Source organism: Microbispora triticiradicis (assembly GCF_005864065.1).
In the GTDB taxonomy this organism is placed as follows: domain Bacteria; phylum Actinomycetota; class Actinomycetes; order Streptosporangiales; family Streptosporangiaceae; genus Microbispora; species Microbispora triticiradicis.
On sequence record NZ_VANP01000029.1, the window covers coordinates 1 to 11,072 of the forward strand.

Sequence of the window (11,072 nt, forward strand, 5' to 3'; positions counted from 1 at the left end):
GCGGGAGGGCAAGCTCGACCCGGTGATCGGCCGGGACAAGGAGATCGAGCGCGTCATGCAGGTGCTGTCGCGCCGTACGAAGAACAATCCGGTGCTGGTCGGCGAGCCCGGTGTGGGCAAGACCGCGGTGGTGGAGGGCCTGTCCCAGAAGATCGTCAAGGGTGAGGTGCCCGAGACGCTGAAGGACAAGCAGCTCTACACCCTCGACCTCGGCGCGCTGGTGGCCGGGTCGCGCTACCGCGGCGACTTCGAGGAACGCCTGAAGAAGGTCGTCAAGGAGATCCGTACCCGGGGCGACATCATCCTGTTCATCGACGAGCTGCACACGCTGGTCGGCGCGGGCGCCGCGGAGGGCGCCATCGACGCGGCGAGCATTCTGAAGCCCCCGCTCGCGCGGGGCGAGCTGCAGACCATCGGCGCCACGACGCTGGACGAGTACCGCAAGCATGTGGAGAAGGACGCCGCGCTGGAGCGGCGGTTCCAGCCGATCCAGGTGGCCGAGCCGAGCCTGTCGCACACGATCGAGATCCTCAAGGGCCTGCGGGACCGTTACGAGGCGCACCACCGTGTGTCGATCACCGACGGCGCGCTGGTGGCCGCGGCGACGCTGGCCGACCGCTACATCAGTGACCGGTTCCTGCCGGACAAGGCGATCGACCTGATCGACGAGGCGGGCTCGCGGATGCGGATCCGCCGGATGACCGCGCCGCCGGACCTGCGCGAGTACGACGAGAAGATCGCGAACGTCCGGCGTGAGAAGGAGTCCGCGATCGACGCGCAGGACTTCGAGAAGGCCGCCGCGCTGCGCGACCAGGAGAAGCAGCTGCAGGTGCGGCGGGAGCGCCGGGAGAAGGAGTGGAAGGCCGGCGACATGGACGTCGTGGCCGAGGTCACCGAGGAGCTCATCGCGGAGGTGCTCGCGGCGGCCACCGGCATCCCGGTCTTCAAGCTCACCGAGGAGGAGTCGCAGCGGCTGCTCCGCATGGAGGACGAGCTGCACAGGCGGATCATCGGGCAGGACGACGCCATCAAGGGCCTGTCGCGGGCGATTCGCCGCACCCGCGCCGGTCTGAAGGATCCGCGCCGTCCGGGTGGTTCCTTCATCTTCGCCGGTCCGTCGGGCGTGGGTAAGACCGAGCTGTCCAAGGCGCTGGCGGAGTTCCTGTTCGGGGACGAAGACGCGCTGATCATGCTGGACATGTCCGAGTTCATGGAGAAGCACACCGTCTCGCGGCTGTTCGGCTCCCCGCCTGGCTACGTCGGGTACGAGGAGGGCGGCCAGCTGACCGAGAAGGTGCGGCGCAAGCCGTTCTCGGTGGTGTTGTTCGACGAGGTCGAGAAGGCCCACGGGGACATCTTCAACTCGCTGCTGCAGATCCTGGAGGACGGCCGGCTGACCGACGCCCAGGGCCGGGTGGTGGACTTCAAGAACACCGTCATCATCATGACGACCAACCTCGGCACCCGGGACATCTCCAAGGGCGTGGGGATGGGCTTCTCGAAGGCCGACGACAGCGAGTCGACGTACGACCGGATGAAGGCGAAGGTGCAGGAGGAGCTCAAGCAGCACTTCCGGCCGGAGTTCCTCAACCGTGTCGACGACATCGTGGTCTTCCACCAGCTGACGCCCAAGGAGATCATCCAGATCGTGGACCTGATGCTCGCCCAGGTGGCCGAGCGTCTCAAGGACCGCGACATGGGCCTGGAGGTCTCCGCGGCGGCCAAGCAGGTGCTGGCCGACCGGGGCTACGACCCGGTGATGGGCGCCCGTCCGCTGCGCCGGACGATCCAGCGCGAGCTGGAGGACACCCTGTCGGAGAAGATCCTCTACGGTGAGCTGCGGCCGGGCCAGGTCGTCAGGATCGACATCGAGGGCGAGGGCGACAACGCCAGGTTCGTCTTCACCGGCGAAGCCGGTCCCTCGCATGTGGCCGGCGGGGCGGCTCCCGCCGCGCTGCCCGCTCGCTGACCGCGCCCTCAGGCCGGAAGACGGGACACATGCGCGAGGACCAGGCGTTCTGGATCGACACCCGCTCCGACCGGGAGCGCGCACACGGCGGTGACAGTCGCTACACCGAGCTGCTGCGCGACAACATCGGCGAGTTCGACGGCGTCTGGGGCGACATCGCCCCGGTCGCCTTCGCCTGCGCGGCCTGGCGGGTCGCCACGCCTCCCGTCGCCTCCCCGGGGTTCGTGCGGTGGCACCGCCGGATCCTGTCGGCCTCGTGCGCGCGCAACGGCTGGGACGGGTCGATGATCGCCCGCATCAGCCTGGTCTCGCCCCCGCCCGCGGCGCTCACGGCGTCGCGGGCCTGGTGGCGCGACCGGGGCTGGGAGGGGTGGCCGGAGATCTTCGGCCAGTACGTCGAGCCCGCCGAGCGGGATCTCACCAAGATCCCGTTCGTCCGGCCCGTCCTGCTCGTGGACGCGCCGCTGCCGCTCGACGACCTTCCTCCGGCGCCGGACGGCCCCGCCGAGGACCTGCCGGAGCTGGCCCACCGGGCCCTGGTGGTGCTGGTCCGGGAGCTGAACCGGCTGATCGGCCCGATGATCTCGCAGATCGAGGGCCAGGGCGGCTGAGGCCGGCTAGGCCGTGTTTCAGAGCTGGGGTCCGTGTCTCGCCTCGTGCCGTGATGATCTCGGTGTGGGGCGAGGGGATCTTTCAGATGACCGATGGAGGTAATCGCAACCCAGCTCCGTGCCGAGGGCTTCGAGGTCCGCGGCCAGGACGTGGCCCGCCTCTTCCCGATCGTGCGTCACCATGTCAACGCGCTGGGCGGGTACTTCTTCCAGTTTCCGGAGCCGCCCGGCGGCATGCGTCCCTCGCGCGGAACCGGAGGCGCGTGATCAGGTGGCGAGGCAGCCGGGCACCCGCGGCAGGGCGGCAGGCTAGGGGCGAAGACACATAGCCCGCAGTCCGCTGGACGTGCCGTTGGCCCCGCTACGCTCGGCCGGCCGGCCCCAGAGGTTAGTCCTTCGGGGTCGATTCGCAGTCGCGGAGATAGGTCTCCATGGTGGTGCGGAGATTGTCGGCGGCACGGATGATGAGGGCGAGCTGTTCCGTGGTGAACTCACCCAGCGCCTGACCGAGCTGCAGATGCAGCGGTTCGAAGAAGGCGTCGGCAGCGGCGTTGATCGTCGTGGTCGAGCGCAGGGTCACGACCCGCCGGTCGGAGCCCTCCCGCACGCGCTCGACATGCCCTGCTTTCTCCAGGCGTCCGAGAAGGATCGAGGTCGCACCCGGCGAGAGGCCCACGCGTTCGGCGAGGCGCGCTGGCGTCAGCGGCCGACCACGCTGTTCCGCCTCGATGATCAGCACGATGGCGTCAGCGTCGGTGGTGTGCAGGCGCGCACTGCGGGCGAAAGCCCGTGCCAGTTCCTTCTGCGTGGCGGTGAAGGCCGTGAGGCTGCCCAGCACCTGCTCGTACTCATCACCCGGCTCAGCCTCTGTCATGACCTACCTTTCGACGCCCCCGGTACCTTATGGCAATCCAATATAGTTATGTTGCATAATAATTTGGCCACATAAGGATATAGGGTCGGGGCCCACCAGGCCACCGGACTCACCCAGCCCAGCAGTCGCCCGAGGCCCATCGAAGGAACTCAAGGAGTCGTCACAGTGAACGGAACGATCACCATCGCCGGAGCCGGACTGGCCGGACTCGCCCTCGCCCGCGTCCTGCACGTCCACGGCATAGCCTCGACCGTCTACGAGGCGGAGGCATCGCCCAGCGGACGCACCCAGGGCGGCCAGCTCGATATCCACGACTTCAACGGCCAGGTCGCCCTCCAGCAGTGCCAGCTCATGGACGAGTTCCACTCGATCGTCAACATGGGCGCCGAGGCCATGCGATTCCTCAACCCCGACGGAGAACTCGTCGGCGAGATCCCCGACGACGGGGAACTGAGCAACCCCGAAGTCCTGCGCGGCGAACTGCGCAGGATCCTGATCGAGTCACTGCCCCACGGCACGATCCAGTGGGGCCACAAGATCGCCTCGGTCACCCCCGGAGACGGCCACCGACCGCACGTGATCAATTTCGCCAACGGCTCGTCGGTCTCAACCGAGGTGCTGATCGGCGCCGACGGGGCCTGGTCGCGGGTCCGGGCCTCCCTCAACGGCGCCATGCCCGAGTACCTGGGAACCCTGTGGGTCGAAACCTTCCTCCACGACGTCGAAAAGAACCACCCGCAGAGCGCCGCACTGGTCGGCAGCGGCGCGATGCTGGCGATGAAGCCGGGCAGGGGAATCTTCGGACACCGCGAGGCGAACGACGTGATCCACACCTACGTCGTACTGAAGAAGCCGCTCGAGTGGATGCAGTCGGTCGACTTCTCCGACCGCGAGCGCGCGCTGACGCTCGTCGCCGAGCAGCTGGGCCAGGGCTGGGCGCCTGAGCTGCTCGAACTGGTCACCCGAGGCGAGACCACGCCGGTCGCACGCCCGATCTGGGGACTCCCGCTGGAACACACCTGGGACCGCGTCCCGGGCATCATGCTCATCGGCGACGCCGCCCACCTCACCCCGCCAGACGGCGACGGCGCAAACTGGGCCCTCTACGATGGCGCCCAGCTCGCACAGGCCATCGCCGCCACACCAGCCGACATCGACACGGCGTTCAACACCTTCGCCGAACAGATGCTGCCCCGCAGCGCCGCGTCCTCGACCGAGGGCTACCAATCCTTCGAGCAAACCTTCGGCTACAACGCACCCGCGAACCTGCGCGACATGATGAACCGCACCAAGACCTACGGCCACCAACACCAGTGAGCGCCCAACACCTGCCCACCGACTCGTGAATCACCCACCCCGCCGGCCTCGGCGGGGGCATTTCGCTCCCAGACCTGCCCACAGATCGTCCAGCGGCATCCCAGCAGGCCACGAGGCCCAACACCGCCACCCAGCCGCTCATTTGATCGAAATACCTCACCCCACAGGTCACAGCCATTCGTTGATCGCGGCGATGAGGACGGTCGCCTCGAAGCGGACCGCGAGCTTGTCGAACCGGGTGGCCACCGCCCGGTTCCGCTTCAACCGGTTGATGCCGCACTCGACCGCGTGCCGGGCCTTGTAGCCCTCACGGTCGAAAGCCGGAGGCCGTCCGCCGACCGTGCCCCGGCGCCTGCGGTGGCCAGCCTGATCGGCGGGTTCCGGAATCGTGCAGCGGATCCCACGCCGACGCAGGTAGGTACGGTTCGCGCGTGATGAGTACGCCTTGTCGCCACGGACCCGCACCGGACGAACCCGTGGCCGGCCCATACCGAGGCGGGGGACCCGGATGGCTTCCAGCACGGTCGTGAACTGAGGCTGTCTCCCCGCTGCCCCGCTGCGACCAGCAGCGATAACGGCTTCTGTCCTTGCTCGCAGGCCAGGTGAATCTTCGTGGTCCAGCCCTCGCGCGACCGGCCCAGGCTGTGATCGTCGGGTTCGTCCTGACGGCCACCCGGCGGTTCCTTCTGGGCTTGGCCGTCGCGCCGAGCACCGGCAGCGTGCTGATGAGCCCGGCAGATCGTGGAGTCGACGTTCACGTCCCAGGTGATCAGCCCTGCTGCGTCCGCCCGGGCCTGTAACCTGGTCAGGACCGTCGACCAGACACCATCGCGTTGCCAGCGACGGAAGAGCCCGTAAACCGTCTGCCAGGGACCGTACTCCGTCGGCAGATCCCGCCACGGGGCCGCCCTCGAATCCCGTCGATCAACCGCCGTCGGCACGCAGACAGCCTGCCCGACACCGCGACCGGCAGCAATGGACCCAGCACCGCCCACTGATCATCGGGAAGATCCCCTCGCCCCACCTAGAGATCATCACGGCACGAAGCGAGACACGGACCCCAGTTCTGAAACACGACCTAGGCGGCGGGGGAGGGGCGCAGCCCGTCGAACACGACGGCCAGGGTGCGGTCGCGGACCTCGGGCGACCAGCCGGCGTGCAGCGACGCCTGGCACAGGCCGATCAGCAGCGCCAGCACCTCCGGGACCCCGACGTCCCGCCGTACGGCCCCCGCGCGCTGGGCCGCGGTGAGCAGCGCGGCCACGGCGTCGCGCAGCGCGTCGACGGGCTTGGCCACGATGACCTCGACACCCGCCTCGGCCAGCAGGTCGACGACCGTCCGCTGCTCGGCGGCCTGACCGATCACCCAGGTGAAGAACTGGAAGAACGCGGTGGCCGGCTCGCCGGTGCGTGCGAGGTTCCCGGTCTCCGCGGCGACGCGTACGGCGAGACCCTTGATGATCGCCTGGAGGAGCGCCTCCTTCGTCGGGAAGTGGCGGAAGACGGTCCCGATGCCGACGCCGGCCTTCTGCGCGATCTCCTCGGTGGAGGCGGACGGCCCCTTGAGCGCGAACACGACCTCGGCGGCCTCCAGGATGCGCTGCCTGTTGCGCTGGGCGTCCGAGCGCAGCGATCTGGTCATCGAACCCCCCGCGCCTGGCCGCTCTCCGAGCAGGTGCTCCGCGCCGCTCAACAGGAGCTGTGACTCCGATTCTAGGGGACAGGGCGCGGCGACGCGGAGAGCCGCTCACCCGCCGCCTCGTCGGAAAGAGGTGTGACGAGACGACAACGCCGGCCGGACATGCACGACATGTCCGGCCGGCGCATCGGGGCGGTCCGTGCCTCCCCGTCACCCGGTCGCGTCTACTTCGACTTGTTCTTGTTGTAGACGTCGAAGGCTACGGCGAGCATCAGCACGCCGCCCTTGATCGCCTGCTGCCAGTCGACGCCGAGGCCGAGCAGCGACATGCCGTTGTTCATCACGCCCATGACCAGGCCGCCGACGATGGCGCCGACGACGCTGCCGACGCCGCCCGACGCCGAGGCGCCGCCGATGAAGGCCGCGGCGATGGCGTCGAGCTCGAAGTTCGTGCCCGCCTTGGGAGTGGCCGCGTTGAGCCGGGCGGCGAACATCAGCCCGGCGAGGGCGGCCAGCACGCCCATGTTGACGAACACCCAGAACTTCGTCTTCTTGGTCGCGATGCCCGACAGCGCGGCCGCGCGCTCGTTCCCGCCGACGGCGTAGATGTGCCGGCCGACCACCGTGCTCGTCGTGACGAACGAGTACGCCGCGGTCAGCACGATCACCACCAGGCCGACGATCGGCAGGCCCTGGTAGACCGCGAGGACCCAGGCGAACGCCCCGATCGCGGCGATGATCGCGACGGCCTTGAGCACGAACCACTGCATGGCGGGCACGCTGAGGCCGTACTCACGGCGCCGGGCGCGCGAGCGCCAGTCGTTCCACACGATCACCGCGGCCCCGGCGAGCCCGAGCAGCATGGTCACCAGGTGCAGGTCGCCGGCGCCGATCTCCGGCACGAAGCCCGACCCGAGCTGCCGGAACCCGGAGGGGAACGGCGCGATCGACTGCCCCTGCAGCACGACCATGCTGAGGCCGCGGAACAGCAGCATGCCGCCGAGCGTGACGATGAACGCCGGGATGCGGGCGTAGGCGATCCAGAAGCCCTGGAACGCCCCGATCAGCCCACCCGTGACGAGCGCGCCGACCACGACCAGCGGCCACGGCAGGCCCCAGTTCACGATCGCCACCCCGGTGACCGCCCCGACGAACGCCGCCACCGAGCCGACCGACAGGTCGATCTCCCGGTTGATGATCACCAGCATCATGCCGATCGCCAGGACCAGCACGTAGCCGTTCTGCATGATCAGGTTGGTGACGTTCAGCGGCTTGAGCAGGATGCCGTCGGTCAGGATCTCGAACAGCACGACGATGACGACCAACGCGGCGATCATCCCGTACTGCCGGAGGTTCCCCCGCAGGCGGGGACCGGACGACCCGCCCGAGGACGCGGGGGTGGTCGCCGGGCGGTCCACCACGGTCATCGGGCCACCGCCGGTGTGTTCGTCATCAGCCTCATGACAGCCTCCTGTGTCGCTTCCCGCCGTCCGAGCTCACCGGTGATCCGCCCCTGGCTCATCACGTAGATCCGGTCGCACATGCCGAGGAGCTCGGGCAGCTCCGAGGAGATGAGCAGTACGCCCTTGCCCTCGGCGGCGAGCCGCTGGACGATCGTGTAGATCTCGTACTTCGCGCCCACGTCGATGCCCCGGGTGGGTTCGTCGAGGATGAGCACGTCGGGGTTGGTGTACATCCACTTGCTCAGCACGACCTTCTGCTGGTTGCCGCCGCTGAGGTTGCCGGTCTTGGTGAAGACGCCGGGCGCCTTGATCCGCAGCCGGTGGAGGAACCCCTCGGCGTCGGCCACCTCCCGGTGCAGGTCGATGACCGAGCGCCGCGAGACGCGGTGCAGGTTCGCCAGCGTGACGTTGCGCCGGATGTCCTCCTCCAGCAGCAGGCCGAGCTCCTTGCGGTCCTCGGTGACGTACGCGAGACCGGCCGCGATGGCGTCGCCCACCGTGGCCAGGTGCAGCTCGCGGCCGTCCTTCCGGAGCGTGCCGCTGATCCGCGCGCCGTAGGACCGGCCGAAGACGCTCATCGCGAGCTCGGTACGGCCGGCGCCCATGAGCCCGGCGATGCCCACGATCTCGCCGCGCCGCACGGTGAGACTCGCGTCGCGGACGACCTGCCGGTCCGGGACCGTGGGGTGGAAGACGTTCCACCCCTCGATCTCGAACAGCACGTCGCCGATCTCCGGGGTGCGCGGCGGGTAGCGGTGGTCGAGGTCGCGCCCCACCATGCCCCTGATGACGCGGTCCTCGTCCACCCCGTCGGCGACCTCGAGCGTCTCGATCGTCCGGCCGTCCCGCAGGATCGTGATCGCGTCGGCCACGGCCATCACCTCGTTCAGCTTGTGCGAGATGAGGATCGAGGTGATGCCGTGGTCGCGCAGGTCACGCAGGAGCCGCAGCAGGTTCTCGCTGTCGGTCTCGTTGAGCGCGGCGGTCGGCTCGTCGAGGATGAGCAGCTTCACGTCCTTCGCCAGGGCCTTGGCGATCTCGACGAGCTGCTGCCTGCCCACTCCGAGCGCGTTCACCGGGGTGTCCGGGTCCTCGCGCAGGCCCACCTTCTCCAGCAGGCGCACGGTCTCGTCCGACGTGGCGTGCCAGTCGATGACCCCGCGCCGCGCCCGCTCGTTGCCGAGGAAGACGTTCTCCGCGATGGACATGCCCGGGATGAGCGCGAGCTCCTGGTGGATGATGACGATGCCCGCCGCCTCGCTCTGCCGCAGGCCGCGGAAGGCGCAGGGGCGGGAGTCGAGGAGGATCTCCCCCTCGTAGCTCCCGTGGGGGTAGACCCCGCTGAGCACCTTCATCAGGGTGGACTTCCCGGCGCCGTTCTCGCCCACGAGGGCGTGGACGGTCCCGCGCTCGACGTCGAAGTTCACGTCGTCGAGCGCGCGGACACCGGGGAACTCCTTGGTTATCCCCCGCATCCGGAGGATATGGTCGGGCATCGGAGGCCCCTTTCGTGCCGTGAACCCGCGAGGCTCAGCCGGTGAGCTGGGCCTCGGTGTAGTAGCCGCCGTCGACCAGGATCTGCTTGTAGTTGTCCTTGTCGACCGACACGGGCTTCAGCAGGTACGACGGCACCGTCTTGACGCCGTTGTTGTAGCTGTCGGTGTTGTTGACCTCGGGCTTCTTGCCCTGGACGACGGCGTCGGCCATCGAGGCCGCCACCTTGGCCAGCTCGCGGGTGTCCTTGTAGACGGTCTGCGTCTGCTCGCCCGCGATGATCGACTTCACCGAGGCCAGCTCGGCGTCCTGGCCGGTGATGATCGGCAGCGGCTTGCCGGAGGAGCCGTACCCGACGCTCTTCAGCGCCGAGATGATGCCGATGCTGATCCCGTCGTACGGCGAGAGCACCGCGTCGATCTTCTCGGACGTGTAGTTCGCGCTCAGCAGGTTGTCCATGCGGGCCTGGGCGGTGGCGCCGTCCCAGCGCAGCGTCGCGGCCTGCTCCAGCTTCGTCTGCTTGCTGCGCACCACGAGCTTGCCCGAGTCGATGTACGGCTTGAGCACCGACATGGCGCCGTTGAAGAAGAACACGGTGTTGTTGTCGTCGGGGGAGCCGGCGAACAGCTCGATGTTGAACGGGCCCTTGCCGTCCTTCAGCCCCAGCTTGTCCTCGATGTAGCCCGCCTGCTGCACGCCGACCTGGAAGTTGTCGAACGTGGCGTAGTAGTCCACGTTGGGGGTCTTCATCAGCAGCCGGTCGTAGGCGATGACCGGGATCTTCTGGTCGGCCGCCTGCTGCAGCACGTCGGTGAGGGCGGCGCCGTCGACGGCCGCGACGACGAGCACCTTCACACCCTTGGTGATCATGTTCTCGACCTGGGAGACCTGGGTCTCCACCACGTCCTCGGCGTACTGCAGGTCGGTGTCGTAGCCCAGCGACTTGAACTGCTGAACCATGTTGTCGCCGTCCTTGACCCAGCGCTCGGACGACTTGGTGGGCATCGCGATGCCCACGGTCCCCTTACCGCCGGCGGTCGTGTTCCCGCCGTCCCCGCTGCTGCTGTTGCCGCACGCGGCCGCCAGCAGCAGTAACAGCCCTGCCACCAGCGCGCCTGTGAATTTGCGCATGAGACAATCTCCTTCGGAATGGTTGTTCCTCGCGTCCCGCCGGGGGCCTAGACCGGCGGGGTGCGGTTTTCCCGCCCGGCCATGGAGCCGGGCGGAAGCTCTCAGGGGCTCATGCCGGTGCTCTCCCTGACCACGAGTTCGGGCTCGACCAGGCGCGCCGGCTCGCCGTCGCGGCTCGCGATGCGGTGCAGCAGGAGCCGGAACGCCTGCCGGCCGAGCTCGCCGAAGTCCTGCCGCACCGTGGTCAGCGGCGGCCAGAAGTACGCCGCCTCCGGCACGTCGTCGAACCCCACGACGCTCACGTCCTCGGGCACCCGCCGGCCCGCCTCCCGCAACGCCCGCAACACCCCCATCGCCATATGATCATTGGCCACGAACACCGCCGTCACCCCACCATCGGCCGCCAGCCGCCGCCCCAGCTCATAACCCGACGACGCCGTCCAATCTCCCACCAACGGCTCGGGCACCACCCGGCCCTCCGCCTCCAGCACCGACCGCCACCCCGCCGCCCGGCCCCGCGAATCCACCCAGTTCGGCGGACCCGCCACATGCCACACCGTCCGATGCCCCAAAC

At 68.8% G+C, this 11,072-nt stretch carries 10 protein-coding genes and 1 pseudogene; 4 read left to right on the forward strand and 7 right to left on the reverse strand.

What is annotated here, in order from left to right; all coding sequences use genetic code 11:
- From FED44_RS35170 to FED44_RS36190, 3 genes are all read left to right on the forward strand, one after another.
- Window positions 1-1,969, forward strand: a 1,969-nt coding sequence (locus FED44_RS35170; RefSeq protein WP_138463374.1) for an ATP-dependent Clp protease ATP-binding subunit, incomplete at its 5' end; no start/stop codon positions are given.
- A 29-nt stretch (window positions 1,970-1,998) separates the two neighbouring features.
- Window positions 1,999-2,580, forward strand: a complete 582-nt coding sequence (locus tag FED44_RS35175) for a hypothetical protein (protein WP_138463375.1) — start codon at window positions 1,999-2,001, stop codon at window positions 2,578-2,580.
- A gap of 93 nt (window positions 2,581-2,673) precedes the next feature.
- Window positions 2,674-2,847: a hypothetical protein gene (locus FED44_RS36190; RefSeq protein ID WP_187406137.1), complete on the forward strand. Its 174-nt coding sequence runs from the start codon at window positions 2,674-2,676 to the stop codon at window positions 2,845-2,847.
- 121 nt (window positions 2,848-2,968) lie between these two features.
- Here FED44_RS36190 and FED44_RS35180 read toward each other — a convergent pair whose 3' ends face one another.
- The gene (locus tag FED44_RS35180) at window positions 2,969-3,454 is read right to left on the reverse strand and encodes a MarR family winged helix-turn-helix transcriptional regulator (RefSeq protein ID WP_165900716.1); all 486 of its coding nucleotides are present in this window, start codon (window positions 3,452-3,454) and stop codon (window positions 2,969-2,971) included.
- A gap of 165 nt (window positions 3,455-3,619) precedes the next feature.
- Between FED44_RS35180 and FED44_RS35185 the strand changes: the two genes are divergently transcribed.
- The gene (locus FED44_RS35185) at window positions 3,620-4,771 is read left to right on the forward strand and encodes an FAD-dependent oxidoreductase (RefSeq protein WP_138463376.1); all 1,152 of its coding nucleotides are present in this window, start codon (window positions 3,620-3,622) and stop codon (window positions 4,769-4,771) included.
- A 168-nt stretch (window positions 4,772-4,939) separates the two neighbouring features.
- Here FED44_RS35185 and FED44_RS35190 read toward each other — a convergent pair.
- The 6 genes and pseudogenes from FED44_RS35190 to FED44_RS35215 form a co-directional block, all read right to left on the reverse strand.
- Window positions 4,940-5,795: pseudogene (locus FED44_RS35190) on the reverse strand (IS5 family transposase).
- A gap of 54 nt (window positions 5,796-5,849) precedes the next feature.
- Window positions 5,850-6,413: a TetR/AcrR family transcriptional regulator gene (locus FED44_RS35195; protein WP_138463377.1), complete on the reverse strand. Its 564-nt coding sequence runs from the start codon at window positions 6,411-6,413 to the stop codon at window positions 5,850-5,852.
- A 221-nt stretch (window positions 6,414-6,634) separates the two neighbouring features.
- Entirely contained in the window at window positions 6,635-7,831 is a 1,197-nt protein-coding gene (gene mmsB, locus FED44_RS35200; protein ID WP_396700670.1) for a multiple monosaccharide ABC transporter permease, read from the reverse strand.
- Window positions 7,832-7,833: 2 nt separating this feature from the next.
- Window positions 7,834-9,369, reverse strand: a complete 1,536-nt coding sequence (gene mmsA, locus FED44_RS35205) for a multiple monosaccharide ABC transporter ATP-binding protein (protein ID WP_111701204.1) — start codon at window positions 9,367-9,369, stop codon at window positions 7,834-7,836.
- A 34-nt stretch (window positions 9,370-9,403) separates the two neighbouring features.
- The gene (gene chvE, locus FED44_RS35210) at window positions 9,404-10,498 is read right to left on the reverse strand and encodes a multiple monosaccharide ABC transporter substrate-binding protein (RefSeq protein WP_111701205.1); all 1,095 of its coding nucleotides are present in this window, start codon (window positions 10,496-10,498) and stop codon (window positions 9,404-9,406) included.
- A 101-nt stretch (window positions 10,499-10,599) separates the two neighbouring features.
- On the reverse strand, window positions 10,600-11,072 hold a 473-nt coding region (locus tag FED44_RS35215), incomplete at its 5' end, for a substrate-binding domain-containing protein (protein ID WP_138463379.1).